The following is a 26,072-nucleotide window of genomic DNA, read 5'->3' on the forward strand; positions in this document are numbered from 1 at the left end:
GATAGCATGTCCACCCATCATACCATAACCAAAGTCACGACAGAACAGCTGCGCCGCATGAAACAAAGCGGCGAAAAAATCAGTGCATTGACGGCTTACGACGCGATCATGGCTTCGCTTTTGGATGAATCGGGAATTGATATGATCTTAGTCGGCGACTCCGCCAGTACGGTATTTGCCGGCAATGATACGACATTGCCTATGACGGTGGAGCAGATGCTATACCATGTGCGTGTCGTTACCAAGTCGGTCAAACGCGCATTGGTCGTAGCCGATATGCCGTTTATGAGTTACCATGTGAGCGTCGAAGAAGCTATTCGTAATGCGGGTCGTTTTATGCAGGAAGGCCACGCGGAGGCCATCAAACTGGAAGGTGGGATCGAATTTTTACCAACGATACAACGATTGGTCGAAATCGGCATACCCGTGATGGGTCACCTCGGGCTTACGCCGCAGTCTATTCATAAATTTGGCACGTATCGTACGCGCGGCAAACAACCGGATGAAGCTAAAAAAATCATCAGTGACGCCAAAGCGCTGGAAAAAGCCGGCGTGTTTGCGCTTGTTCTCGAAAAAGTTCCAGTTACTTTAGCCAAAAAAATATCGGCATCTATTACTATACCGACCATAGGTATCGGCGCCGGGCCGCATTGTGACGGACAGATATTGGTCACGCATGATATGCTTGGGCTGTATGAAAAATTTCATCCGCGGTTTGTGCGCCGCTATGCCGAGCTTGGTAAAGCTATGCGCAAAGCCTTTGCTTCCTATCATCAGGATGTAAAGAGTAACCGATTTCCCACTGACAAAGAAAGCTATTCGTAGTAGTTTTTTTAAATCCGTTATTTTTTTCAAAAAAAAGAGTGAAAACGATTAATTTTCACTCTGCTAATTTTTGTTATGTATTGATTGTTTAAAACAAGCGCGCCATGCTCATCCCAAGATAAAAGTTCTTTTTATCCAAACGTTGTGCGGCATCTATGCGGAATAAACCGAATAAGCCGTTGATTGAAGCGCCGACTTCCTGATGCCAACGCGTCGTATAAACCGGTGCATAGCCCAATCCTGCTAAACGATTTTTATCAATCCATGTGCGGCCGGCTGATCCGAAAACGGCGATCCCTATATTTTTACGAGCAAACCAATCCAATCCTATCAATTCAAACGGTAGTGAGCGAAAATTATGTTCCGCAAAAACAGCAGCGTATTTTTCACCTTCGTATCCGCGTGTGCGTAATGTTTTGAACGTACCAAATGGGGTAAAATATCCGAGCGACCCGTCAACCACACCAAACCGTTGAACGGGAAGTTTGCCGGTGTAGGTACCTGCGGTAGCATATACATCCAGCGTATTGGGGATGAAACGGCGGCGGAGAAACGTTTTAATGCGTGCGTTTCCGGAAACTTTATACGTAGTAAAACCGAAATCACTGGAGAGTATTTTTTTATCCGAATGTTCGATGGAGAGCGTAAGTCCGTTGTTTCCGACTACGCCCATGGGCACATATTTTTCACCCCAGGTACCTGTAAAAATAAAACTGCGCAGTGTGCCGTTATCAATGGCAGGATTTTTTCGTTGATCGTATTTCCGTCCGATGATGTCCCAATCCGTGGTTTTGGAAACGGATTTTTGGAAATCCTGCAGTAATCCTGCAGAAAAATCCAAATCCTGAAAAGCAAAATTGTAACCACCGGTGACTTTGACGCGGTGTGACTTGTAGTAATCAAAATAATCGCGATATCCGAAGAGCGGTTGCCCGCTGGTCATCAGGAGATTATAGTTTTCCGAGTTTTGGCGCATATCTACACCGTTATAATATTCGGCTTCGAGGTGACCGCGGCGGCGATAACCAAAGCGGTGTTCACCACCGGCGCCATAGAACGCTTTTTCCAATGTTGTCGTATAGCCGCCTTTGATGTATGCCGACCAATGTTTGGAAAATTCATGTTCGTATTTCACGCCAAGCCGTCCGCCTTCGACACGATCAAAACCGACAACGGGTGAAAGATCGCTAAGGAATTTTTGGAACGCTGTTTTTTTCTTTTTCTCCGTATCCACGCTGTCATTGTAATCATCTTCCATTTTGACGTATCGCGCCAACGCACCTTTGGGTTTGAATGCTTTGGTGAAGGAGTCCCCGCGTTTGATATTGGTGAATGCTGAATCTTCCGCTTCGGTACGGGGAATAATAATAGCGGAGGAATCAAATTGATTGGGTTTTGCCAACGCGACGGAATCTACAAAAAAAGATTTACGCGATTTGTAGAGTGAATCCGGTAATTCGATGTTGATCTGATAATTATTAACGCCCATCAGGCTGCTGTATATGATTTTTGGAAATTCCAAACCGGGCATTGCGACTTTAATATTGCCGTGCATACGAATATCCACCGGTAACCAGTAGGCTTGACCGAAATTGGAGAATTGCTGTTTATAGTTTACATTCCATTGCTGAATGGGGATAGGAAAAATCACATGCTCCGTCGGTTTGAGATCTACGGCTACCATCGCAGAGTCTTCCTCGATAACGGAAATACTGCCGACGAAGGTAGGTTGTAATTTAGTTTTGGAACGTACGGCAATGTCGTAAACAAGATAATCGTCCAGATAGCGACGTCCGGTGATTTTGAAATCATAGTAGTCCAATGCATCGGGGTGCGTAGGTCCGACAAAACGCGATCCTTGGATTTCGATATCATCGTCATAAAAATTAACCATGCCTTCTTCGCCCACGAAAATATTATCCTGCGGTCGGACGTTTTTGGTCATACGTTTGGATTTGATGACAACTTTGAGTCCTTTGTCTCTGTCCCAGTAGGTATCGGCTAAAGATTCGGAAATCATCACGATACCTGAATCGTTTTCCATGACCATCCTATTATACCCGTCGGCTTTAAAATTATTGATCAGTTTATGCCAGCGTTTTTTCTTGGCGATGACATTGCGCATGATACGAATGCCGGGATCTTCCCCGATGACGACCATTTCCTCCATCTGAACCGAGGAGGGTGTCAGGCTGATGTTTTGTTCGGTAGGGCTGTTTTCCGTAATGACTAATTTTTGAGACTCATAACCGATATAACGTACGACGATCGTAGCAGGTAGGGATTCGATCCGCAATGCGTATCGTCCTTCGACACTGGCGACAACCCCGCGCAGCGTGCCCTCGATTTGTATATTGGCCGATGGTAAAGGTTCACCGTTACTTTTGTCGGTGATCGTTCCGGTGATATTTTTTTGTGCATAGGAAAAGGAACCCAACAGCAGAAGGAAAATCAATCTATACATGTAATAAACCCCTCATAATAAGTAATACAAACGCCGACCCCATGTACGTGCAAGTCGGCGTGAAGTTTCCAATACGAAGTTTTATAAATCAAAAGAAATCACAAATAAGCACTTCTTTTTATTTTGAGTGATGGATACTTATTCCATCAAGCGATCACGTACCAAACCTTCGATATAACGTTGGACGGAAGAACTCGAAACCGAATTATCCACGCATTGTAAAGTGCGCTTGAGAACGGATTTGCTCAAGCCCTGACGACGCAGCATGGCGGAAAGAGCGGTTTCTTGGGCGGAACTTGAGCTTACGGTTCCGACGGTTTCAAGAAAAGTAAACCAAATCATATCATCGTTAGGGCAGACTTCTGCGCTACGGCTTAGCACACGCGCTTGTGCGCTGGACGAACTGACCGATTCGGTTACTTTAAAAAGCTGAATCCACGCGTCGCGAGTAAGTGTGCGTTGTGTAAGCGCGAGTAACGCTTCGGATTGTGCGCTGGATGAACTTACCGCGCGTACGGCATGCAGGTATGCCAAAAACGCTTCTTCATGCGGAGGCGCTAATTCGGCAAGCGTTTCCAATGCATTTTTTTGCGCCGAACTGGAGCTGATATCTTCGATCGTGCGGGCCATCTCGATAGCCGATTCACGATCTAAGCCACGGCGGCGCGCTATCGTGATAGCTGTCTCACTTTGACGTGAACTGGAGGATATTTCCCGAACGGCACGCATCAGCGTTAACGTAAAGGTTGAATCTTGCGGAAATTTAGTCGTGGCGTCCGTTAATAAATCACCGAGGCGCGAACTGCTTGAGATTTCTTTGGCCGTCACAATAACGGTGCGCTGAAGCTGAGCAGAGGTCAAATTTTCATGTGCCATAATGGACTCACAAAAAATCTGCCGCGCGTAATTATTTTCCTGAAATTCGATTTCATTGATTGCCGCATCAACGCCGCGCTGAGCGATAAGCCGCTGGACCCGACCCGCAGCGCCGAGTCCTGTTTTTCGTGCAATTTCAGGCAACTCGGCAGCGAGCCATGATTGGCCGTATTCATTCCAATCCATCTCGCGGCCATTAGCATAAAAAGTTCTTTCCAACTGACCGTCACGTAACCCGCGAACCCGGACTTCGCGATACGTAAACCAATTGCGGGTTTTGATCTGTACCGTAGCATTTTCTGCTAGAAATTTGAAATCACGGTCATCATCGGATAATTCGACCACACCGATAGCTTTGACCTCAAGACTGTGCAGCATGTCATTGTAATAAGCATCAATATGGTTGAGGCGGCTATTATTGTTTTGAACAAAACCGATATGGAAATTGTTCTGTGCTGTCAATTGCGAATTTTGAATTAGAGAAAAGAAACTTACTATTAAAAGGGTAATAAATGTTTTCATATATTTTCCATAATTTAGAATATCACATATCTCAAGACTTGGTTTCTAAACAAATCTCCAGTATGGTAAACATTTCCCGATGATTAATGATCGGCTTCTGGTGCAGATCGTTTATTCATCCGAATTGCGATTCCTATCATGCGTACGTGAATAGCTATCATGAACAAGCCACAAAACGGTCCGACATCAAATAATCCCATTTCCGAAGGAGGCCACGGAAATGTTGCGGCGTTCAACACGATCAGCAGAATGGCCAACAACCCAAAGGGCAATGTCCAAATCCAGCCGAAATAGGGATGACGTCGCATCACTATAGCGTAACATAAAAAACTTGTACCGATGAACATATCCCATACTACATCGAGGCCCATGTCGATCAGTCGTACCGCACGTTGGACAAGTCGGGAAGTATTTGGATCTACGGACAGTTCTTTGATAAACGAATCTTCAAATCCGGCCTGAATAGCAATTTGTGCCGCTAGAAAGACAGCTAATACCAAAAAGGCCAATGCGCCCATATAAAACCCAATTACCGAGAGATGGTCGTCCATGTCTCCTTTAAGGAGAATATGTAAAGCGTACCAACTTATGATTCCTAAAATTGAGAATAACATCACACCGACAAAGGTCAGTGCCGGGTTTAGCGAAACGGTAATGATACACAAATAGGATATAACCGACAGGACACCCGCAATGCCGCCGTAAAGAAAAAGTTTTTTGAATTGAGAATACACGCGATGATCCATGATTAAGTTCATTCCTATGTTTTTCTTATTATTCTTGTGGTGTTTGTTTTTTAGCAAGGACATAATAGATCACGAAAGCGATACCGGCGAAAATAAACATCAGACCCATCAGCGCGGGGCCTTCCATCATCGGGAAAATCTGGCCGATGGCCAATGCAATACCGATACCGACAAGAACAATGCCCCATTTGAGCGATTGCAGCGGGTTTTCTCGGAGATCACGGGCATAAAGATATTTTACTTTTTCATCGACTAGCCCTTTGTCTATCAGTTTTTGGCGCGTACGATTGTCCGTGACGATTTTTACGATCATGGCAACCATCCAAAAAAATGCGATAGGAATGATGAATTCGAGGTTTTGCATAATCTGGTTCCTTTCAATATGGTGTAATACGTGTTTTTGATTTCATAAGTTCTACCCGATAAGACCGGTCAAAAAGCAAAAGGTTGCACTTGTTAGCTAATTATTTTATTGCAACATTTGTTCGCTTCGTCGGTCTAATACCCTGTATGATAAGACCATTTATGGAAAATGAGCGCTTAACTATAGAAAAAATAATTGCCGGCGATGCTAAGGCATTTAAGCAGTTAGTCGAAGACCACCAAAAATTGGTCGCGCATATCGTATTTAAAATGGTATCCAATCCATCCGATCAACAGGAGATTTGTCAGGAAGTTTTTATCAAAGTGTATGAAAATCTCCGGACCTTTCAGTTTAATGCTAAACTTTCGACATGGATTGCCCGCATCGCTTATAATACGACGCTAAATCACATCGCGAAGAAAAAAACGCCGCTGTATGAAGATTATCTAACCTCGCCGACGGAGGAAGAAAATTACGAATCGGCCGATCAGAATCTTTCGGAAAGCCTGTGGGACGAACCCGACATGCCGGATGCCGTAACACAAAACCGGGAAACAGCGAGAGTTTTAAAAGAAGCGATCCAATCATTAGCGCCGCAGTATCGGACCATCGTAACGCTTTTTCATATGGACGACATGTCGTATGTGGAAATCAGTGAAATCATGCAGATGCCGGAGGGTACGGTAAAAAGTTACCTTTTCCGGGCGCGCAAAATGCTCAAAGCGCGGTTACTTGAAAATTTTAGTACGGAGGAATTAATATGAATCATCTCAGTGATGCGATGATGCAGGCGTATCTGGACGGGACCGCCGGTATAACCAAACAAAACATGGAAACGCATCTGTCGGTATGCGAGGAATGCCGCGAGTCTATGGCTATATATCGGATGATGCACCACACCATACGTCAGGAAGAATTTATATTACCGGCACATTTTGCGGATATAGTGGCGGAAAAAGTGGGTTTGGTTTCCGCTGATGAGTCGGAAACATCTGTTTTACGTGAGTGGTGGTGGCTGTTGCCGGTCGTCGTAGCGGGCATCGGCATCTCCGCGTATTATTTGCCTTCTACGATGACCGGAGCACCGGTAGAGCGCGTTTTACAGGAAAATATCCGGCAGACGCAAACTTATTTTACGATAGCTGAACAAATGGGCGGTTGGATCGGTTCCAATTTTCAGTATCTTATTTTTGGGTTATTTCTCGTATTGCTTTTTGATATGATCGAGCGGAAATTTTTGAGATTGAGGGTGCAGCACTAAACGGTTTTGCCCGTCGCATTTCGTAAAAAATGTGACGGTGTCATGCCGATTAGCGCTTTAAAATCACGGATGAAATGTGCCTGATCATGATATCCCAGATCCAAGGCCAGTTTGGTCAATGAAATTTCTGCGTTAGATTTTATCATTTCTACAGCCTCGTGTAAGCGGTAACGTTGAATCACCCACTTCGGTGTCACACCAATATAATTTTCAAACAATCTTTCAAGCGAACGAGCGGTTATATTAAACCGCGCTAAAAGCTGGCGCACGTGAACGATATCACGTTCAATCATGATCGTTGCCACGATGGTTTGTGCAAGGATAGCACGCGGGTCATGTTTGATCGGTATGGATGTAAAAAATGACTCAGCGGCTTTTTCCATTGCATCAAATCGCGTCATGCGCAGTATCGAATGTTCTAATTGCAGAATGGATTCACCGAAAACGGATTCGATGTTTACTTTGTGATTGGCCAGGTTAGCTATAGACGGTTTATAAAATGCCGAAAAAGCACCGGGAAGAAATTTAACACCAAAAACAAAACCTTTACCATTCAGCGTTCGTTTAAATTTTCCGGTAACCGGTCCGCCAATCGAGGAGCCATCTTTCTCGAAAACCAAATGCACAGAAGGATGCGGCAGAGTTTCAGCTATATACGGGCGGTTTTTCGGAAAATCCCATCGTACCATCCAAAAATGTTCGATCGTAGATTGGAGCGTTTTCGTAGGTTTGTCACGGTAATAACGAATACGGGGATTTGGAATAGAACTTAAAATGCCTCGCGGTTTACCGGCGCTATTTGTCTTCGTCATTTGTCGTGTTTTTACAATTATGATGAGTTTCTTATGAGTATATTGGCCGCGAACGAAAATTGAAACAAAGAAATTGAAGGATCAATTTATGTCGGCTAAAACAATTACTTCAGAAATAACGATATATGCCCAAGCCGAGCGGGTGTGGGCAGTATTGACTGAACCGTCGTTGACGCGGCAGTACATGTTTGACTGCGAAGCGCAGAGCGATTGGAAACCGGGCAGTCGTTTAGAATGGAAAAGCGCAAAGGACGGCGTCGTATATGTGCGCGGTCATATCGTTCGTAATGAATATCCTCGTATTTTGGAGTACACGGTTTTCGATCCATTTGGAGGATATGCGGATATCCCTGCAAATTATCTGACGGTGAGCATCACACTGAGTGAAAAAGAATTCGCAACCGACGTGTCCGTCGTACAAGGGGATTTTTCGACGGTCGCTAACGGTGAAAAGCGTTATCAGGATTCCCACGGGGGTTGGTCGTATATTTTAGAAAAAATAAAAACGCTGGCCGAAGCCGGCGCGTGAATACGTTTGATTATCATTTCGTTTTTCAGTAAAATCAACGCGTAAAATCGTTCATTTTTCAGCGTTGTTCTCCATGTCTTCCGAAATCCGTGAGTTGCTTCAGGCGGCTACACATGCCGCGTATGAAGCAGGAAAACTCACACTGCGTTATTATCAGACAGCCTCCTTGGATGTGATCGCCAAGCCGGACGCCTCGCCCGTCACGATCGCCGACCGTTCTGCGGAGGAATGGTTGCGCGCATTCATCAGTAAAGAATTTCCGGATCATGGGATTTTGGGAGAAGAATTCGGCGAAACTATCGGTAGCGGCCGGTATCGCTGGATATTGGATCCTATTGACGGCACCAAATCATTTATTCACGGTGTACCTTTTTACGGGACAATGGTTGCTATCGAAGATGTGCAAAAAAAAGATGCCATCGTCGGTGTGATACATTTTCCGGCACTGGGCGAAATCCTTTCCGCGGCTACTAATGAAGGTGCCACTATCAACGGTCGCAGAGTCAAAGCGCGCACAACGGAATATCTGGCTGAAGCGACGCTTCTCACTACGGATATGAAAAGTTCTCACCAAGGAGACTACGCACCCATTCTTCAAACACTCATCAAAGAAACTAAAATCGTTCGCACGTGGGGCGATTGTTATGGGCATGCTTTGGTGGCGTGCGGTCGGGCCGATATTATGGTGGACCCTAAGCTCAATCTTTGGGATATCGCCGCACTCAAACCGATCATCGAAGAATCCGGCGCTGTGATTTTTGATCGAAATGGCGTTACGTCTATGTATATTGACAACGCGATTGCGTGCGGACCGGCGCTCCAAAAGGAAATATGGACGAAACTGAATATATCCCATGCGTAAGCCCTTGAATCGCAATGCTTGAGCGAAAACGCCTCCGGGTTTGATCTCGTCATGACTATTCGCATGAATTCTCAGTTGATCCGTGTAATAAAGAAAAAATAGTTTTCTAATGTTCTTATATTGAGGTCATATGTCATTTGAAATTCAAGAAATTTTAGAAACCATCCGCATGACGGAGGTAGAGCATTTTGATATTCGCACGACGACGATGGGTATCAGTTTACGGGATTGCGGACGCGGCAATGCGCCGGCGACGATCCAGGCGATCTACGATAAAATCTGTCGTTACGCGGAGCGTCATGTAGCGACGGCGCGTGAGGTCGAACAAAAATACGGGATAGCCATTGCCAATAAACGTATTTCCATCACACCGGCATCCATTGCTTGTGACGGATTTACGCGCAGTGAATTTGTTCAGTTGGCGAAAAAATTAGATGAAGCGGCCGAACGGGTCGGTGTAGATTTTTTGGCCGGATTTTCAGCGCTCGTACAAAAGGGTTTTACCAAAGGTGATCGGGCATTGATCGAATCCATTCCCGAAGCCATAGGTAGTACCAAACGCGTATGTTCGTCCATCAATGTCGGTTCTACCAAAGCCGGTATCAATATGGATGCCATTATTGCGGTATCCAAAGTCATCAAAGATTTGGCGCAGGTCACGGCGTCCGAGGGCGCGATCGGTTGTGCTAAGTTTGTCGTGTTTTGTAATGCGGTTGAAGACAATCCGTTTGTAGCCGGGGCATTTCACGGAGTGACGGAAGCCGAATGTACGATCAATGTCGGAATCAGCGGACCGGGTGTCGTACTGCACGCGATCAAACAAGCGCCGGATGCGGATCTTGGCGAACTCTCGGAAATCATCAAACGTATGACGTTTAAAATTACCCGTGCGGGGGAATTGATCGGCCGAGAAGTGGCGCGTCAGCAGAATATTGATTTCGGTATTGTTGATTTGTCTTTGGCTCCTACACCAGCGCCGGGCGACAGTATCGCGGATATTCTTGTTGCGATGGGACTTGAAGATGTCGGCGCATGCGGTACGACAGCGGCACTGGCGATGCTCAACGACGCCGTTAAAAAAGGCGGTCTCATGGCGTCGTCGTATGTCGGCGGTTTGAGCGGCGCTTTTATCCCGGTGAGCGAAGATCAAGGTATGATCGCTGCCGTAGAAAAAGGAAATTTGTCGTTGGAAAAATTAGAAGCGATGACCTGTGTGTGTTCGGTCGGTTTGGATATGGTTGCCGTGCCCGGTGATACGACGTGGGAAACAATCGCCGGTCTGATTGCGGACGAATCAGCTATCGGAATGATCAACAGCAAAACGACGGCAGTTCGCATCATTCCCGTACCCGGAAAAAAAGTCGGCGAATCCGTTGATTATGGCGGACTGCTGGGCAAAGCGCCGATCATGCCGATTCGTAATTTATCACCTAAAAAATTTATCGGGCGCGGAGGCCGCATTCCTGCACCTACGGTAGCCCTTTCAAACTAACAAACGAGGACCGATACATTGGAATTGATTGCGCAGTTTATAGATTTTTTTATTCATCTGGATGTCCACTTAGGCGAACTCATTCAGAATTACGGTACATGGACATATCTGATTTTATTTCTCATCATTTTTGCAGAGACCGGATTGGTGGTCACACCGATTTTACCGGGTGATTCGCTTCTTTTTGCGGCGGGTGCATTTGCCGGCTTGGGTTATCTTGATCCGTGGTGGTTATTTATTTTACTCACGGTAGCCGGCATTATCGGTGATTCGGTCAATTATGCCGTGGGTTTACGCATCGGACCTAAAATTTTTCATAAAGAAAATGTACGTTTTCTCAATAAAGAATATTTACAACAAGCGCATATGTTTTACGAAAAACATGGCGGTAAAACGATTATTTTTGCGCGCTTTATTCCCATCATTCGCACGTTTGCTCCTTTTGTTGCCGGTATTGGTCAAATGACGTACCGTCACTTCATTTTTTATAATATCATCGGTTCTATCGTGTGGGTCGGACTGTTCATTTCAAGCGGTTATTTTTTCGGTAATATCCCGACCGTGCGTGAAAATTTTACCCTCGTGATTGTGGCGATCATCATCATATCGGTGATTCCTGCCGTGATCGAATTCATTCGTGCCCGTCGCAAGTCCGGTATAAACGAAGCATAATTTTAGCTATATATTTTAGAGAACGCAAAGCACGCCGTGCAAGGAGGTTGTATGAAATCTTCACGTTCAAAAAATTCGCCCGTAACTTTGCTTATCGGTACGCGTAAGGGTGCGTTTACGCTCAAAAGCGATGCGCGGCGTCGCACGTGGAAAGTATCGGCACCGATTTTTTTGGGGCATATCGTACATCATCTGATGCAGGATCCGCGCGAATCCAAACGTTGGCTGATGGCTTGCAAAACAGGGCATCTCGGGCCTACGGTATTTCAATCTGATGATCGCGGTAAAACCTGGAAAGAATCCAAACAACCGCCGGCGTTTCATAAAACAGATTCTGCCAAACGTGCGCGCGCGGTAGATCATGTCTTTTGGTTGACGCCCGGCCATGCCAGTGAACCCGGGGTGTGGTATGCCGGTACATCGCCTCAGGGTTTATTTCGCAGCGAAGATCATGGTGTGACGTGGAAAAATGTAGACGGCTTCAATGAAAATCCGATGTATGAAAAATGGACTGGTGGTGATAAAGACGGCACCCCGGACGGCCCCAAACTTCATTCGATTATTGTGGATCCGCGTAATGCACGTCATATGTATCTTGGTTGCTCCAGCGGAGGCGTTTTTGAAACCGCAGATCAAGGCAAAACGTGGACGCCTTTGAATAAAGGATGTGATGCAGAATTTTTACCGCAACCTGATCCGGAGTACGGTCACGATCCGCACTGCATACAACTTCATCCGCTCATGCCGGACCGCTTGTATCAGCAGAATCATTGCGGAGTGTATCGTATGGATCGCACGGAGGGTCGCTGGCATCGGATTGGGAAAAATTTGCCCAAACATATCGGCGATATCGGTTTTTCGATTACGCTGCATCCTACGGATCCGGACGTGGCCTGGGTTTTTCCGATGGACGGGACGTCGGTTTGGCCGCGAACTTCACCCGGCGGTAAACCGGCAGTCTATGCAACGTACAATGCGGGAAAAACGTGGAAACGTTTAGATAAAGGATTTCCGAAAAAAGATGCTTACTGGACGGTGTTTCGTCAAGCGATGGCATGCGACCAGAAAAGTAAAGTCGGTTTATATCTTGGAACGACCTCCGGAGAGGTGTGGGGCAGTACCGATGAAGGGCGATCCTGGTCGTGTTTAGTTCGGCACTTGCCGGAGATTTTTTCACTTGAAGTTTTAACCCGGTGATGATGTATGGTAATACACATTCCCAATCCTTTGCGTTCATATACATCGGACGAAAAAGTTCAAGCTGAAGGTCATACGATAGCGGAAGTTCTAAAGAATTTGGATGCACAATTTCCGGGAATACGTTTTCGCGTGATAGACGAACAAGACCGTATACGAAGGCACATCAAAATTTTTCTTAATGAAGAGATGGTAGATAACCTTAAAGAACCGATTGAATCCAAAGATACATTGCACATCATTTGCGCGTTAAGCGGAGGTTAACAGCTCTACTGTTAGCCCAGGCATTATAAAACGCATCATTTAATCTTAATCTTACTCATGCGACAATTATTTTTATGGCAGCGCATTACGCTATGTGTATTTGTTTTGCATATCGCATGTTCTGATCTAAAAGCACAAAGCTCTCTGCCGGTCATTGAGTTGACAGCACAATCCACGGTAATGGATGTGACCACAAAGATGGAGATTTTTGAAGATGCGAGCGGACAAAGTCAAATTGAGGATGTTATCCGTGATGATGTTTTGTTTAAAATAAACGATCAGGCTATGCCTAATTTTGGATTTACAAAATCCGCTTATTGGGTTCGTTTTGTCGTCCGGTCATCATCGGAGGCACATTGGTTTTTGCATCTCGATTTTCCTCTGATGGATGAATTGGTGATATACAGATTATCGAACGGGTTGCCGGAACCAATCCGAATAACCGGAAGAATGCGTGAATTTTCTTCGCGTGCTATTCCGCATCGTACCTTTGCAGTTCATTTACCTCTGCATGCAGGTTCGACGGATACCTTGTACGCGCGGTTTCGTACGGATGATACGATGACGTTGCCCTTGTATCTTATTCGGGCGGATGTTTTCCGCGAAAGAGACCATACGCAGCAGTTTGGTTTCGGTTTGTACTACGGTATTATGCTCGTGATGGCATTGTATAATGTTTTTATTTTTTTCAAACTTCGCGATCGATCCTACCTCTATTATGTTTTATATATTGTCAGTTTTGGGATGCTCCTGATGTATCAAAACGGCATTAGCTATGAACTTTTTCCGTGGGCTCAATGGCGAATGGATCCGTTTTGGAGTTCGATGGCAAGTTTGTGGGGCATTCAGTTTTCGAGGCATTACCTGCTTAGTCATCGTTTTACGCCGCGCCTGGATCGCGTGCTAAAGATTTTGCTAATGATGTCTGTCGTATCCGTTGTGATTTCTGTTGTCGCTCCTTATCGGTTTTCGATTTGGCCCGGTGTAGTGATCGGGATACTGATTTTTCCTTTAATGATTTCTACAGCGATTATAGCGATTCGTAAAAATTATACGCCCGGAAAGATATTTCTCACGGCATGGATTGTTTTACTTACAGGTATTGTTCTTAACGCTTTTATGAGCATGGGATTGCTTCCGGCCAACGATATCACTCTTTACGGCATTCAGGTGGGTTCAGCGTTAGAAACGGTTTTACTTTCACTCGGCCTTGCCAACCGTATCAGTGTACTCAAACATGAAAAAGAGGAAGCTGAAAAAAAATTATTCGAAACGGAACTTCGTATGAAAGCCGCAGTCGTTCAACAACTTGAAGAAAAAGTGCGTGAACGAACGGCCCTTTTGGAAGCGCAAAAACAAGAACTGGCGCAGACACTAGAAGTTCTCAAAAACACGGAAGTCCAATTGGTACAAAGCGCTAAGATGTCGGCTTTGGGTCAGCTTATTGCCGGAGTGGCACATGAGATCAATAATCCGATAACCTTTATTTACTCCAATCTGTACCCTCTGGAAGATTATATCGAACAGTTCAAACAACTTGCCAAAGCGGCGATTCAGCACGGACTGCACACGCAATTGCAAGATGAAGGTGTAAACAAAAAACTAAATAATCTGGATGAATTATTTGATGATTCGGATCGCATACTCAAAAGTTTTCGTTTAGGTACGCAGCGCATACGAAACATCGTGCAGGATTTACAAAAATTTGAACATGCGGATGAGAGTGAAAAAATACCGGTTGATATGAACGATGAGATCCGCAGCGTTCTGAAGCTCATAACACCGCAATACCGCGATCAGATAGAAATCAACACGCAATGGGGTCCTATTCCTGAGTTCTATTGCACGCCTTCGCATTTTCATCAGATCTTTATGGATATTTTTATTAATGCGGCCCAGGCCATCATCCAGCGTAATAAAGACGATAAAAGACCTAAGGGCAATCTTCACGTTGCTACGTATGTAGATGAAAGCCAGGCATGGATCGGAATAGATATCCGTGATGACGGAACAGGTGTCGCGCAGGAGCATATTACAAAAATTTTCGATCCTTTTTTTACGACCAAACCGGTCGGGGAGGGAACAGGGCTGGGTTTGGCCATAGCGTACCGATTGATCGAAAAAAATCGAGGCACGATTCAAGTGCAATCCAAAGTAAGGGACTTTACTCAATTTACTATTCGATTACCTATCAACTCATTAATAAAGGAGTGACGTGAAACGCTATCGTTGGCTGGTGATAACAGGGTCGGTTATTTTAAGTTTGGCGGCGTGTGAAGTAATGGTGCGGTACACTTTTTTACCTCTTTCAAGTCTGCACAATGGCGCTGTCAATGTTCCGGATGCAAGGGGTTATGCGTTGCGTCCCGGGGCTTCCGTCGAATTTCGCGGTATACACGAGCCGTTGCCACAACCGGTGCAATGGATCATTAATAAACAAGGTTTGCGTGCTGATCGTACGGACTCACTGCCGCGGATATCCGCCAAAAAACGTATTGCCGTATTTGGTGACAGTGAAGTATTCGGTTGGTCGGTAAATTACGAAAATACATTTGAATCGATAATGATGCATGAGGAGCCGTCGCTGGAGGTGCTCAATTTCGGTGTGCCCGGATACAACGCTGAAAATATAGCGGATCATGTGGAACGCATGGCGCCGGGTTTTTCGTTAGACGGTATGATTTATTTGATCAATCCCAATGATCTTGATCCGCCATTGGCTTACCGTGAAGCAACGATTGATTCGGAATTATTGCGTCGGATTGCATTTGCCTATATGAGTCTGACGGAAACGGACTATGTAGAACACCGAAAATCCGACAGCGTTCGCATCGGATTTCTCAAACAGGTAGATCGCATCGCGCAATATGCTCAAACGCATCACATTCCTTTGATGTTAGTTTGTATGAATGAAGATGAGCTTCGTTTATTATCGGATAAACGGCCTTTGACCGGAGCAGCCGCGGTGACGGCGATTTCCGTGCACGATGTATTTACCCAATCGCCGAAATGGGATGTTCATCTTTCAGTGAGCGGTCATCATACATTGGGTCAACGCATGCTTAGCGAATGGCGAAATTTTGCATCCGGATTACCGATGAAAGATTCAAAGACATTAGCGAACAACTAAAAGCAGAATCGAATGGTTTTTAGTGCCATGTGCGGAACATGTTTCATTATTTCTTCGTTCTCAAGTATACGATAAGTTTTTTGTATATATAACATTTCAACTATCAGGGATGTGAAAATTATGAGAACACATCGGTTTGTTTTAAAGGCCATACTCATGGCGTTGTGCGCGTCATCCTACGTTTTTGCCCAATCTAAAGTCAAGTTACAATACAACGATCTTCAAAATATTCTTACGGAACTTCGATCGCTGGAGCGTATCGAAACACCGGAGGGTGTGCCGGACCATTCCGCTTCGTCGGTAGCGCATTCTTTGGAGCGATTGAGCGCGTTGCGTCTGCGGTATTCGAAAATAGATACGACCGGGTGGCCGATCGAACAGCGTATTGATCATGCCTTGTTCGGTGCCGAAATCAACGGCCTGGAGTTTCATCTGCGGGTTCTTCGTCCCTGGTCACGCGACCCGGCGTATTATGCATTGATCTGGATGGAAGAAAGTGATACACCGGACCACGAAGGCCCGCTGTGCCATGCGTCGATTGATGTGTGGCGTTACACTTTTCCGCTGTCGTCAATGGATGAAAAAAAACTCACTCGCCAACTGCAAGTCATTCCGCCGCTGTTGCGGCAAGCTCAATCCAATCTGACTGAAAATGCGCGTGATCTCTGGATCGCCGGTACGGCACAAGTACGCGAACAAATCAGCTTTCTGGATGAAATCAAATCGCAATCGCAAACCGCCGGTGCGGAACTCCATACCGCCATCAGCAATGCTACCGGTGCATATCGTGATTTTGTATCATGGCTCGAAAAAGAAGCACCCTCTAAAAACGGACCATCGGGCATCGGTAAAGAAAATTATACGTGGTATTTACGCCACGTTTTGATGGTGCCGCTGTCGTGGGAGGAAGAGGTGACACTGCTCAAACGCGAATTGGATCGGGCGTATGCTTCGCTGGCTTTGGAACGGCAGCGTAATCGCGATCTTCCGGAGATTATTCCTTTTGGGGATGCGGCGTCGTTTCAAAAAGGTACCGATGCGGCCGTAAAAAAATTAGTACGCTTTCTGGAAGAGAAGAAAATATTGCATGTAAAACCGTACATGGAAAAAGAATTGCGTAAACATACGGGGCGATTCCAACCTGAATCGCAACGTCATTTTTTTGCAAATATCGTTCATCGTGCACCGAATGTTTTGTATTCGCATCTCACCCATTGGTTTGAGACAGCATGGCTTCGTGAAGAGCCGCATGCCAGCGCATTTCGTAAAACGGCACTGCCATACAATATCTGGGTTAGCCGTTCCGAAGGCATGGCTACGGGAATGGAAGAACTTCTGATGCATGCCGGTTTGTACGACGATGAGCCGCGTGCCCGTGAACTGGTGTGGATCATGCTGGCCCAACGTTGTGCGCGGGGCTTGGCTTCGCTGTATGCCCATGCCAATATGATAGACTACGATGCCGCACGGCAATTTCAGGTAACGTGGACGCCGCAAGGCTGGACGGGTGATCCTGCGTTGGTAGGATTTGAACAGCATCTGTATCTGCGCATGCCGGGTTATGGTACAAGTTATGTAAGCGGAAAGTATATGTTGGAGCGCCTTATGATGGAGCGCAGCCGTCAGGTCGGTTCATCCTATAGTGTCTATCAGTATTTTACAGAACTGTACTCCGCCGGTATGATCCCCGTGTCATTGATACGATGGCAATTGACAGGATTAGATGATGAAGTGCGGGGTCTGATGATGATATCAAACGAAAAAAATCAGGGGAAATGATTTTTATAATTAGCTTTTTAGAGGCAAACCGAAATCGGTCACTGCGCGAACGATCTCGTCAAATGAAACAGGTTTAGGTAGGATACGCTGAATGCCCGTTTGTTCTGCTTTTTCTTTATCGAGCTGAGAGCCCCAGCCGGTGATCATAACGATATTCGTTTGTGGTGCACGTTTCTTAATTTCTTGCGAAACTTCCCAACCCGACATACCCGGCATACCCAGATCGGTAAAGACAATATCAAAACTGCGCTCTTCGATCATGCGAATGGCTTCTTTACCGGAACTGGCTTGGTGTACTTCATGGTCCTGTATCTCAAGCATTTCAACCAACGTAGTGCGCACGGCCTCGTCGTCATCTACTACAAGTACAGATAGAGGTTTCGGCGGGCCGACTTCTTTAGCCCGCGCGACATCCGGTGCAAGTTGCTGTACAAAAAGAGCCGCCATGAGCTTGACATAAAATGTCGTACCTTCTCCCGGCGTGCTTTTAAATGAAAGATGTCCGCGATGCCGCTGTACGATACCGTAAGCGGTGCTCATACCCAAGCCGCTGCCATGCTGATTTTTGGTCGTAAAGAAAGGATCAAAAACTTTGGATTGAATATTTTCAGGAATCCCGCAGCCCGTATCGCTTAATTCCGTCACGACCCACAACGTGTTTTCGATCTGTTCGGTGTAGGTACGAATCGAAAGCGTACCGCCTTCGCGCATCGCGTCAACGGAATTGAAAATGATATTAATAAAAACGTCTTTGAGTTCCGAAGCGTCGCCTGAAACGAGCGGTACATCGCCGAATTGACTTTGCAAATTGATCGTAACACCCAAACTGTTGGATTCATCCTGCCAACGTGTTTTGGTCATTTCGATCACTTCTTCCAGCATGCTATTGAGCGCTATGGATTCGAAACGTTCATCTTTACGAATGCGTGTGTAATCCTGCATGCGTTTGATCGTGGCTGATCCTTTGAGCGCCGATCGCGTAATCATATCCAGATCTTTGGACACATCCGTATCGTGGATTTTCTGAGAGAGCAGTTGCGAACGTCCCAATATGACAGCGAGGATATTATTAAAATCGTGAGCGACACCACTGGTGATGACACCCAACGAACGCAAACGTTCGGATTGAACCAACTGGTCCTGCGTCGCTTTCAGTTCTTGCGTCCGCTCATCCACCATTTGTTCAAGGTGAGTCTGGTAGTCAAATATTTTTTTCTGAAGTTTGGCGCGTTCAAGAGCACGTCGGATACGGATGATAAATTCGTCCCGCTCGCGGTCACCGCTGGCTTTAAAAATATAATCTTCCGCGCCTTCTTTGAGCGCCTGGATGGCTGATTCACGATCGCCGAATGCCGTCATAATCACGACCGGCATGGTGGGGCGTTTGGATTTGGAAACGCGCAGTAATCCGATACCGTCCATATCGGGCATGATAAGATCGCACAGCAAAAGGTCGTAACCTTTTTGCTCGATCATGTTTTTTGCGGTAAGCGGTTCGTGCGTACTCTCGACATCAAAGCCTTCTTTTTTGAGCATCGTGCTCATCGCAAAAAGTTGAACTTTACTGTCGTCGACTACCAAGATACGCTCGCCGGATGAGATAGTGGCGGCTGGTTCACTCATAGCGCTTGTAATGTATAAAAAACATACTGGAATAGAAAATAAAAAAATTGTTCTTTGTCTCACATAAGATCAAGGAAACGCTATGGAAAAACAACGCTTCAGTTCAGGTGCACCGTGGGAACCGATTGTCGGTTATTCGCGGGTCGTTCGCGCCGGTCAATTCATCTATGTATCCGGTACCACCGCGACGGATGAAAACGGTAAGCTGATCGGAAAAAATGACGCGCATGCACAAACTGTGCAAACGATCATTAATATCGAAAAAGCATTGCACAAAGCCGGCGCCAATCTTACCGATGTCGTGCGAACACGTATCTATGTTGTCCATATTGAGCGCGATTGGGAAATCATCGGGCGGGTGCATGGCGAATTTTTTAAAAACATTCGCCCGGCTACAGCGATGATTGAAGTGCGGAAATTGATAGATCCGGACATGTTGGTGGAAATCGAAGCAGAAGCAGTAGTGTGATCAAAGCGTAATGCGCTCCCAAACCGTAGCCATGCCTTGCCCCAGACCGACGCACATCGTTGCCAATCCGTAACGCGATTGACGGCGTTTCATCTCGTTGGTAAGTGAACCGATGATGCGTGCACCCGAACAGCCCAACGGGTGCCCCAAAGCGATCGCGCCGCCATTGACATTGACGCGGGCATCGTCCAATCCCAAAGCCTGCATACAAGCCAAAACTTGGATTGCAAAGGCTTCATTGATTTCGATCAAATCTATATCGTTGAGAGATACATGAGCGTATTGCAAAGCGCGACGTGTTGCTTCGACCGGTCCTAATCCCATGATGTCGGGATGAATCCCCGTGACCGCATATCCGCGCAGTACAAATCCTTCGCGATGCCCGTTTTCCCTCGCTACGTCAGGCGAAACAAGCAGAAGCAGTGACGCGCCGTCGTTCATCGGACAGCTGTTTCCTGCCGTGACAGTACCGTCATCCCGAAATGCCGGTTTAAGTTTGGATAATGTTTCCATAGAAGCGTCTTCGCGCGGGCATTCATCGGTATCTATGAGGACTTCGTTTTTTCCTTGGCGTACGCGTAGCGCGATGATTTCTTCTTTCCACGACCCCTTATTCCGTGCCGCGATAGCTTTGCGATGACTGGCTACGGCAAAAGCGTCCTGCGTTTCACGAGTGATGGCAAATTGTTTGATAATTTCCTCGGCCGTTTCGCCCATAGACAAAGGGCGCACACGTTTGGTAATACGCGGATTGATAAATCGCCAACCCAGCGCGGTATCGTGCATCGTCATCGACCCGTTGGGAAAAGCTTTTTCGGCTTTGGCGACAGCGTAGGGCGCTCGGGACATGCTCTCAACGCCGCCGGCCAATAGCGTGCGGGCAAATCCGCTTTGGATCGTCATTGCGGCCGAAGCGACGGCCTGCATGGATGAACTGCATAAGCGGTTGATCGTTTGCCCGGGTATTTCAAAAGGTAAGTTCGAACTCAAAATAGCCATACGTGCGATATTGCGTCCGTCTTCGCCAGCCTGATTGGCGCAGCCGACGATCACGTCATCGCATTGGTGGGTCAGCCACGGATGCCGATCGGACATAGCATTGAGCAAATTTCCCATCATGTCGTCGGGACGAACTGAGGATAAATATCCACCTATTTTTCCGATGGGTGTACGAATCGCATCAATAAGTACGGCTTGGGGTGCATTCATAACGATTTGCGGGTATAAATGATTTGGTGTTTTTCGATGGCTGCACGGCAACCGTTGCATTCAGCGCTTACGGACTGTACATCAATCGGCAGCAACTGCACTTCAAAACCCATTTCTTCATAATTGAGTTTAGCTTCCTGAGCCGCACGCGGATCAGCGACATAGCGGCGTTGCCAACCATGACCGATCAGACGGGTTTCATCCGCGTTGATGCACCCGCCGTTGGAACTGATCTGAATGACGGTCAATGGTTTGAAATCAGACATGATTGTTATAGATAAAAGTCTTGGATAGTTCGGGAATAATGGAGACATCAAAATCCGGCATATTCATCTGATGGCCGATATCCTTCGCCAGAGCCAACGCTTTTTGATGGCGTCGCCCGTCGCGCTCCGTGATCAAATAATCCCCAATCAACCGTACATCATCCGCCGCTTCGATGTGTGCCTCCGCCATAGCGAAAACGCCGTGATCTTCTTTGTGGATATGGTCACGTAGCATAACGACAAAGGTATTAGCATCATCTGCAAAAGAACCGGTCGTTTTATTTCTATCAAAATCATCCAACGCACGTTGCATACGTCCGACGAGATCACGTCCGGTGACGTGTTCATCTTCGAGCATTGCGACAGCATCCATGCCAATATGGCGCGCGTTTAGCCATTTGAATAAAATAGCTTCCTCTTTGCCGTGGTGACATTGATCGGCAAACTCGCGTAAAAACGTAATCACTTTGCGACCGATCTCTACATCTACGGTATGGTCCTTAGCGGCTTTATTGGCCATACGTTCTAATGCGTTCAAGACGTATTCGATGATGCGGTGCTCTTCGGTTAAGATGGCAATATTGCGTGCGATCATGCCGTCACCGAAGCTGAACGTTCCCGTGTCTGACTCTGACGAATGTGCGCTAATAATGCACATCCGAGTGCGGCTGTAAATTGCGGCATATCGCCTTCCGGAACATTGACTGTACCGGTAAGCTTTTCGCGGATACTGCTCACCATTTTTTCCCAACGTAAAATGCCACCGATGAGCGTAAATTCACTCTCGGCTTTGATGCGTTTCAAAAGTTGTACGGAACGATCGGTAAGTGAAAGGATGGCGCCGAACATAATGTCTTCCGGAGGAACGCCTTCCGACAAGTGGCTGATCACTTCCGATTCTGCAAAAACGGCACACACACCAGAGATACCAACTTCGGAACGGGATAAATTGAGCAATGATCCGATATCCGTGGTGCTATAGCCCATATAGCGTGCGGTTTTTTCGATGAATGCGCCCGTACCTGCCGCACATTTATCGTTGAGGCGAAAGGTAAGCACTTTGGAGCGATCATCTACGCGACTGGCTTTCATTGTTTGTCCACCGATATCAAGTATGGTGCGCGTTTTCGGATATAAGAATTGCGCGCCGCGTGCAGCGGCCGTAAGGTCAGTAACTTGCATATCCCGCGTATCTACGAGATGACGACCATATCCCGTAGTCATTGTGTAGTGAATATTTTCTCTTAGAATACCGCCATCCCTACAGGCTTGAGTGATGACTTCCTCGGCCACTTCATTGAGCCGGGAGCCTGTTGCCGCCATATATTTACCGCGAATTTTTTTCTCATCATCGAGGATGATAGCTTTGGTGTAGGTAGAGCCTACGTCGAGTCCGAGTGTGCAGTTCATGCGACAGCCTCCTTTTGCGGTTGACGGGCGGCGACGATATGATCCATCGCAAAAAGTGCTGCACCGAGTGCGCCCATGAAGTGGGAATCGGCGCCGACATTGATTTTACGTTGCAGCGAATCTTCAAGCGCCTTGATCATGCCAACATTGCGGGCAACACCGCCGGTAAAAGTGATTTCATCTTCGATACCGACACGACGCAAAAGGCCGATGGATCGCGCCGCGATAGATTGATGTACACCCCAGAGTATATCTTCGACTTTTTTTCCTTTGCCCAACCATGATAAAATTTCCGATTCCGCAAAAACGGTGCACGTCGTTGTGATACGAACGGCCTTCATCGCTTCGAGCGCCGTTTGTCCGAGGTTGTCCAACGGGATGTGCAATGTCATTGCCGCCGCGCCAAGAAAACGTCCTGTGCCGGCGGCACATTTATCATTCATACAAAAATCAATGATCTCACCTTTATCGCTCACGCGAATCGCTTTGCTGTCTTGCCCGCCCATATCAAGCACCGTGCGCGTTTTGGGAAACATGTGCACTGCGCCGCGCCCATGGCAACTGATTTCAGTGATTTGTTTATTGCCGAATGTCACTTTATAACGACCGTATCCGGTACCGATGACGTATTCGATTTCTTCTTCGGAAACCTGAGCGGCTTCGGCCGCTTGTCGAAATGCTTTTTGCGCCGCTAAAGTTACATTGGCGCCGGTATCGATCAGTGCGCGTTGTACAATCTGGCGTTGTTCGTTGATGATCACGGCTTTGGTTTGGGTGGAACCTACATCCACGCCTGCAGAATAAGCCATAAGGATTCTCCTTGGTTATTTTGTCATACCGCGGCCGCCGCTATCTGGCGCCGTGAAATGAGTCCTTCAAAAAAAGCATCTACACGATTTTTCATTTGGGCTTCGGACACGACACGTTTGTCCATCATATCCGATTCTAAAAATAAAGTGGCTACGTCGGAATGAGCCATTAGATGTTTGCGCCCGTCGGCCAATCCGGTGGATACGGTACGGCAGCTTTTGATCGGATGGTACACTACGCCCTCGATCGCATAATCATCAATCATCGAAAGCAGCACCTGATCCTGATGAAACATGCTGTCCATCGCATCGCGTACGCTGAAAAGCACGCCTTCCGCCAAACTATCAATCGGATTTTGCAGATCATATTGGAAGCCGAGATTGGCGCCGCCGGCAGCAAAATACAGATAAGTTGACTGAACAAACGTACCGCCCCAATCAGAAAAGAAATCGTTAAAACGACGGAAAATCGGATAACACGGCACACCGACAAAAGCTAAGCGAAATTTTTCATCCGTTACGGTGCCGATGCCGTTGGCGGTTTTGTATTTCATTTCTTCTTCGAGTTCTTTGAAATACACGCTGCCTTCTTTACTGCCGCGGAAACCGTTAGCTACGCCGAGATAAATCGTTCCGTCGGTGAGTGCGTTGAGCACCGAGGGTTTGGATTTATTGCAATCGAGAATATTTTTCCATGACACCGACATGTCATTGGCATACTGCATCGTTTCGCGCAGCTTATCGATATCAAATTTTTTTCCGGTGATCTGTTCGCATGTCGTGATCAATTCTTTGAGTTGCGCCGCGATATATTTGCGGTCATTTTCAAAGTGGCTGCCTTTAGCGAAAGGGTCTTCGCGACGACCGCGCGTTCCTGGTACATCAATCGTGACGACCGGTATTTTGTACATGCGTTCCCATATTTCAGCCCATTTGATATAGGTATTACAGGCGTTGGTAAGAACGGCTACCGAAGGCTGGGGAATGCGCCCCATCGGGTGCTGACCTTTGCGCAGTTGGACGGTGACATCCGCTTTGACGTAGCCGCAGATATCGGGTGAATAACCGTAATCTTCGGCTTCGGCCAAAAACTCCGGTGCGACGCGGCGAACGGCGGTTTGTAGCGAATTGATTTCCGGAAAAACCACCGGCATATCAAAGGATTTTAAAATTTCATTGAGGCTGCCCATGACAAAAACATAGGCCGAAGGTTTTCCCGTCTCGGCTGCGTGTCCGAGTTCGTCAAACCACTCGCGAAAGAGAGCGGCTCCGCGTTGCGTGCCTCTACCGACTAATGTATCCATAGCCATTCCTTCCGATGGGTTACTGGAAAATAAGATTTTCTACAAAGGTCTCGAGTTGTATGCCGATGTGATCAAACGTCGTTTGATTCTCTTCAAATTCACTGACGAAATACGGTACGCCGGCCTGATCCAGCGCTTTGGTATAAGCCACTTGTTCTTCTAAACCCGGTTCGCACATTTTAGCCGCCGTGATGATGGCCGCTTCCGCGCGGGAGTGGCGAATGCGCTCCAAGAGCATTTCTTCTTTGGGTTTACGAAGATCGTGTTGTACCGGAGAGTAGGATGATCGTTCGATATACGATTCTGCGAGGTTGGCCAAAGGATCGCCAGTCGAGGGGACGTCCTCTAGGATGTAACGAAGTCCGATCAAAAGATCGTCGTCCACGATGTAACAAGACTGACCGATCACCTGAATGAGATCCAGCGGCGGCTGTTCGCAAAATCCGCCTTCAAATACGATGCGCATTTTATCTTTGGGTTGTAAACGGCGTTCGCGAATCTGCGGTAAAACGCGTTGCATTAAGGCGTTGTACGTGTCGCGCGGGAGGCAACCGGCAATCGCGATCAGCGCATACGCATCTTCTGCAGCGATAAGCCATGGCGTTTCGCGTTTGATGTCGTACAGTTCGCGCATCAGACGACGGCTTTCATTGTATACCCCGATCGCATTGGCGATATCTTCATCACGGACTTTATGCCCGACAATAGTTTCGATATCCGTGAGTAAACGATGGTATTCACCGCGCAGATATTCCGCCGAATGGCGTGAATTGGGATTTTGTGGCAGATATAAAATCTGGCAAGGGTATGAAAAATTACGCCCCCATATAGCCGCAAGATTACGTGCGGCATCGCAGATCGGATGCGTTACAAACATGTCCAGCGTGATCTGTTTGGTGAGCGCCAGTTCGAGCGAAGTTTTGATAACGGAGCAAAGGTATGAACCGAAATGCGATTCGGCTTCCATGCCTTCGACTTGCGCACCACAAACTTTAAAAGGCAACATCCCTGCGGCATACGCAAGTTCTTCCGGAAAATATACCTGAAAATGGCCGAGTACTTTTCCGCCGTTCTCCCGCCATGCTTTGACTGTAGGAAATGACGGATCTTCCGCAAGTTCGCGGCAGTTATAAAGTGTTTCTTCGAGCGTTTTTCCTTCAAGGGGGACGTGGATCATAATTTCCTCC

General features: G+C 46.8%; 26 protein-coding genes. 13 read left to right on the forward strand and 13 right to left on the reverse strand.

All coding sequences use genetic code 11. From position 1 onward, the window contains the following. The first annotated feature begins 6 nt into the window (after positions 1-6). Positions 7-825 (forward strand): 3-methyl-2-oxobutanoate hydroxymethyltransferase, encoded by an 819-nt coding sequence (panB, locus tag HUU58_06410; GenBank protein NUN45298.1) that lies wholly within the window; start codon positions 7-9, stop codon positions 823-825. 88 nt (positions 826-913) lie between these two features. Here the strand turns inward: panB and HUU58_06415 are convergent, their stop codons facing one another. The 4 genes from HUU58_06415 to HUU58_06430 form a co-directional block, all read right to left on the reverse strand. Continuing rightward, complete coding sequence (locus HUU58_06415; protein ID NUN45299.1) at positions 914-3,289, reverse strand: carboxypeptidase-like regulatory domain-containing protein; 2,376 nt, start codon at positions 3,287-3,289, stop codon at positions 914-916. 138 nt (positions 3,290-3,427) lie between these two features. Further along, the gene (locus tag HUU58_06420) at positions 3,428-4,687 is read right to left on the reverse strand and encodes a hypothetical protein (protein NUN45300.1); all 1,260 of its coding nucleotides are present in this window, start codon (positions 4,685-4,687) and stop codon (positions 3,428-3,430) included. An 83-nt stretch (positions 4,688-4,770) separates the two neighbouring features. Next, entirely contained in the window at positions 4,771-5,433 is a 663-nt protein-coding gene (locus HUU58_06425; GenBank protein NUN45301.1) for a hypothetical protein, read from the reverse strand. A 28-nt stretch (positions 5,434-5,461) separates the two neighbouring features. Continuing rightward, positions 5,462-5,797 carry a hypothetical protein gene (locus HUU58_06430; protein ID NUN45302.1) on the reverse strand — a complete coding sequence of 112 codons (336 nt, stop codon included), beginning with the start codon at positions 5,795-5,797 and terminating at the stop codon, positions 5,462-5,464. A gap of 161 nt (positions 5,798-5,958) precedes the next feature. Between HUU58_06430 and HUU58_06435 the strand changes: the two genes are divergently transcribed. Together HUU58_06435 and HUU58_06440 are read left to right on the forward strand one after the other, a co-directional pair. After that, positions 5,959-6,561, forward strand: a complete 603-nt coding sequence (locus tag HUU58_06435) for a sigma-70 family RNA polymerase sigma factor (GenBank protein ID NUN45303.1) — start codon at positions 5,959-5,961, stop codon at positions 6,559-6,561. Further along, positions 6,558-7,058, forward strand: a complete 501-nt coding sequence (locus HUU58_06440; protein NUN45304.1) for a hypothetical protein — start codon at positions 6,558-6,560, stop codon at positions 7,056-7,058. The genes HUU58_06435 and HUU58_06440 overlap by 4 nt, the downstream gene beginning before the upstream one ends. Here HUU58_06440 and HUU58_06445 read toward each other — a convergent pair. Then, positions 7,055-7,870 (reverse strand): AraC family transcriptional regulator, encoded by an 816-nt coding sequence (locus tag HUU58_06445; protein NUN45305.1) that lies wholly within the window; start codon positions 7,868-7,870, stop codon positions 7,055-7,057. The genes HUU58_06440 and HUU58_06445 overlap by 4 nt on opposite strands. An 88-nt stretch (positions 7,871-7,958) precedes the next feature. On the opposite strand from HUU58_06445, the gene HUU58_06450 reads away from it, so the two are divergent. The 9 genes from HUU58_06450 (at position 7,959) to HUU58_06490 (ending at position 17,795) form a co-directional block, all read left to right on the forward strand. After that, on the forward strand, positions 7,959-8,399 hold the full coding sequence (locus HUU58_06450) for an SRPBCC domain-containing protein (GenBank protein NUN45306.1): 441 nt from the start codon (positions 7,959-7,961) through the stop codon (positions 8,397-8,399). A gap of 73 nt (positions 8,400-8,472) precedes the next feature. Beyond that, positions 8,473-9,261 (forward strand): histidinol-phosphatase, encoded by a 789-nt coding sequence (locus HUU58_06455; GenBank protein NUN45307.1) that lies wholly within the window; start codon positions 8,473-8,475, stop codon positions 9,259-9,261. Between the two features lie 130 nt (positions 9,262-9,391). Next, the gene (locus tag HUU58_06460; GenBank protein NUN45308.1) at positions 9,392-10,753 is read left to right on the forward strand and encodes a PFL family protein; all 1,362 of its coding nucleotides are present in this window, start codon (positions 9,392-9,394) and stop codon (positions 10,751-10,753) included. 18 nt (positions 10,754-10,771) lie between these two features. After that, positions 10,772-11,425 (forward strand): DedA family protein, encoded by a 654-nt coding sequence (locus HUU58_06465; protein NUN45309.1) that lies wholly within the window; start codon positions 10,772-10,774, stop codon positions 11,423-11,425. Positions 11,426-11,476: 51 nt separating this feature from the next. Further along, positions 11,477-12,622: a glycosyl hydrolase gene (locus HUU58_06470; GenBank protein NUN45310.1), complete on the forward strand. Its 1,146-nt coding sequence runs from the start codon at positions 11,477-11,479 to the stop codon at positions 12,620-12,622. Positions 12,623-12,628: 6 nt separating this feature from the next. Continuing rightward, a complete protein-coding gene (locus HUU58_06475; protein NUN45311.1) occupies positions 12,629-12,886 on the forward strand; it encodes a MoaD/ThiS family protein in 258 nt (85 codons plus the stop codon). Between the two features lie 57 nt (positions 12,887-12,943). Beyond that, positions 12,944-15,100 (forward strand): hypothetical protein, encoded by a 2,157-nt coding sequence (locus HUU58_06480; protein ID NUN45312.1) that lies wholly within the window; start codon positions 12,944-12,946, stop codon positions 15,098-15,100. A gap of 1 nt (position 15,101) precedes the next feature. Next, on the forward strand, positions 15,102-16,016 hold the full coding sequence (locus HUU58_06485) for a hypothetical protein (GenBank protein NUN45313.1): 915 nt from the start codon (positions 15,102-15,104) through the stop codon (positions 16,014-16,016). 120 nt (positions 16,017-16,136) lie between these two features. Further along, positions 16,137-17,795 carry a DUF885 family protein gene (locus tag HUU58_06490; GenBank protein NUN45314.1) on the forward strand — a complete coding sequence of 553 codons (1,659 nt, stop codon included), beginning with the start codon at positions 16,137-16,139 and terminating at the stop codon, positions 17,793-17,795. A gap of 9 nt (positions 17,796-17,804) precedes the next feature. Here the strand turns inward: HUU58_06490 and HUU58_06495 are convergent, their stop codons facing one another. Continuing rightward, entirely contained in the window at positions 17,805-19,418 is a 1,614-nt protein-coding gene (locus tag HUU58_06495; GenBank protein NUN45315.1) for a response regulator, read from the reverse strand. Positions 19,419-19,500: 82 nt separating this feature from the next. On the opposite strand from HUU58_06495, the gene HUU58_06500 reads away from it, so the two are divergent. Next, positions 19,501-19,887: a RidA family protein gene (locus tag HUU58_06500; GenBank protein ID NUN45316.1), complete on the forward strand. Its 387-nt coding sequence runs from the start codon at positions 19,501-19,503 to the stop codon at positions 19,885-19,887. On the opposite strand, the gene HUU58_06505 is transcribed toward HUU58_06500, so the two are convergent. The 7 genes from HUU58_06505 to HUU58_06535 are packed head-to-tail and all read right to left on the reverse strand — an operon-like array spanning position 19,888 to position 26,062. Beyond that, complete coding sequence (locus HUU58_06505; protein ID NUN45317.1) at positions 19,888-21,096, reverse strand: thiolase family protein; 1,209 nt, start codon at positions 21,094-21,096, stop codon at positions 19,888-19,890. Then, positions 21,093-21,362 carry a hypothetical protein gene (locus HUU58_06510; protein NUN45318.1) on the reverse strand — a complete coding sequence of 90 codons (270 nt, stop codon included), beginning with the start codon at positions 21,360-21,362 and terminating at the stop codon, positions 21,093-21,095. The genes HUU58_06505 and HUU58_06510 overlap by 4 nt, the downstream gene beginning before the upstream one ends. Further along, a complete protein-coding gene (locus tag HUU58_06515) occupies positions 21,355-21,957 on the reverse strand; it encodes a hemerythrin domain-containing protein (GenBank protein ID NUN45319.1) in 603 nt (200 codons plus the stop codon). The genes HUU58_06510 and HUU58_06515 overlap by 8 nt, the downstream gene beginning before the upstream one ends. Continuing rightward, positions 21,954-22,772 carry a 2-hydroxyglutaryl-CoA dehydratase gene (locus HUU58_06520; GenBank protein NUN45320.1) on the reverse strand — a complete coding sequence of 273 codons (819 nt, stop codon included), beginning with the start codon at positions 22,770-22,772 and terminating at the stop codon, positions 21,954-21,956. The genes HUU58_06515 and HUU58_06520 overlap by 4 nt, the downstream gene beginning before the upstream one ends. Further along, positions 22,769-23,581 carry a 2-hydroxyglutaryl-CoA dehydratase gene (locus HUU58_06525; protein NUN45321.1) on the reverse strand — a complete coding sequence of 271 codons (813 nt, stop codon included), beginning with the start codon at positions 23,579-23,581 and terminating at the stop codon, positions 22,769-22,771. The genes HUU58_06520 and HUU58_06525 overlap by 4 nt, the downstream gene beginning before the upstream one ends. A gap of 23 nt (positions 23,582-23,604) precedes the next feature. After that, positions 23,605-24,885: a 2-hydroxyacyl-CoA dehydratase gene (locus HUU58_06530; GenBank protein NUN45322.1), complete on the reverse strand. Its 1,281-nt coding sequence runs from the start codon at positions 24,883-24,885 to the stop codon at positions 23,605-23,607. Between the two features lie 19 nt (positions 24,886-24,904). Beyond that, entirely contained in the window at positions 24,905-26,062 is a 1,158-nt protein-coding gene (locus HUU58_06535) for a 2-hydroxyacyl-CoA dehydratase (GenBank protein ID NUN45323.1), read from the reverse strand. Between the last annotated feature and the right edge of the window lie 10 nt (positions 26,063-26,072).

Source organism: bacterium (assembly GCA_013360215.1).
Classification (GTDB): domain Bacteria; phylum CLD3; class CLD3; order SB21; family SB21; genus JABWCP01.

Excerpts from the sequence above, each read along its gene's own strand:
- HUU58_06525 (NUN45321.1), bottom strand. The coding sequence starts at position 23,581 with ATGGCTTATTCTGCAGGCGTGGATGTAGGTTCCACCCAAACCAAAGCC.
- HUU58_06510 (NUN45318.1), bottom strand. The coding sequence starts at position 21,362 with ATGTCTGATTTCAAACCATTGACCGTCATTCAGATCAGTTCCAACGGC.
- HUU58_06515 (NUN45319.1), bottom strand. The coding sequence starts at position 21,957 with ATGATCGCACGCAATATTGCCATCTTAACCGAAGAGCACCGCATCATC.
- HUU58_06455 (NUN45307.1), top strand. The coding sequence starts at position 8,473 with ATGTCTTCCGAAATCCGTGAGTTGCTTCAGGCGGCTACACATGCCGCG.
- HUU58_06500 (NUN45316.1), top strand. The coding sequence starts at position 19,501 with ATGGAAAAACAACGCTTCAGTTCAGGTGCACCGTGGGAACCGATTGTC.
- HUU58_06445 (NUN45305.1), bottom strand. The coding sequence starts at position 7,870 with ATGACGAAGACAAATAGCGCCGGTAAACCGCGAGGCATTTTAAGTTCT.
- HUU58_06495 (NUN45315.1), bottom strand. The coding sequence starts at position 19,418 with ATGAGTGAACCAGCCGCCACTATCTCATCCGGCGAGCGTATCTTGGTA.
- HUU58_06425 (NUN45301.1), bottom strand. The coding sequence starts at position 5,433 with ATGGATCATCGCGTGTATTCTCAATTCAAAAAACTTTTTCTTTACGGC.
- HUU58_06490 (NUN45314.1), top strand. The coding sequence starts at position 16,137 with ATGAGAACACATCGGTTTGTTTTAAAGGCCATACTCATGGCGTTGTGC.
- HUU58_06430 (NUN45302.1), bottom strand. The coding sequence starts at position 5,797 with ATGCAAAACCTCGAATTCATCATTCCTATCGCATTTTTTTGGATGGTT.
- HUU58_06450 (NUN45306.1), top strand. The coding sequence starts at position 7,959 with ATGTCGGCTAAAACAATTACTTCAGAAATAACGATATATGCCCAAGCC.
- HUU58_06475 (NUN45311.1), top strand. The coding sequence starts at position 12,629 with ATGGTAATACACATTCCCAATCCTTTGCGTTCATATACATCGGACGAA.
- HUU58_06505 (NUN45317.1), bottom strand. The coding sequence starts at position 21,096 with ATGAATGCACCCCAAGCCGTACTTATTGATGCGATTCGTACACCCATC.
- HUU58_06415 (NUN45299.1), bottom strand. The coding sequence starts at position 3,289 with ATGTATAGATTGATTTTCCTTCTGCTGTTGGGTTCCTTTTCCTATGCA.
- HUU58_06440 (NUN45304.1), top strand. The coding sequence starts at position 6,558 with ATGAATCATCTCAGTGATGCGATGATGCAGGCGTATCTGGACGGGACC.
- HUU58_06535 (NUN45323.1), bottom strand. The coding sequence starts at position 26,062 with ATGATCCACGTCCCCCTTGAAGGAAAAACGCTCGAAGAAACACTTTAT.
- HUU58_06470 (NUN45310.1), top strand. The coding sequence starts at position 11,477 with ATGAAATCTTCACGTTCAAAAAATTCGCCCGTAACTTTGCTTATCGGT.
- panB (NUN45298.1), top strand. The coding sequence starts at position 7 with ATGTCCACCCATCATACCATAACCAAAGTCACGACAGAACAGCTGCGC.
- HUU58_06480 (NUN45312.1), top strand. The coding sequence starts at position 12,944 with ATGCGACAATTATTTTTATGGCAGCGCATTACGCTATGTGTATTTGTT.
- HUU58_06530 (NUN45322.1), bottom strand. The coding sequence starts at position 24,885 with ATGGATACATTAGTCGGTAGAGGCACGCAACGCGGAGCCGCTCTCTTT.
- HUU58_06420 (NUN45300.1), bottom strand. The coding sequence starts at position 4,687 with ATGAAAACATTTATTACCCTTTTAATAGTAAGTTTCTTTTCTCTAATT.
- HUU58_06460 (NUN45308.1), top strand. The coding sequence starts at position 9,392 with ATGTCATTTGAAATTCAAGAAATTTTAGAAACCATCCGCATGACGGAG.
- HUU58_06520 (NUN45320.1), bottom strand. The coding sequence starts at position 22,772 with ATGAACTGCACACTCGGACTCGACGTAGGCTCTACCTACACCAAAGCT.
- HUU58_06435 (NUN45303.1), top strand. The coding sequence starts at position 5,959 with ATGGAAAATGAGCGCTTAACTATAGAAAAAATAATTGCCGGCGATGCT.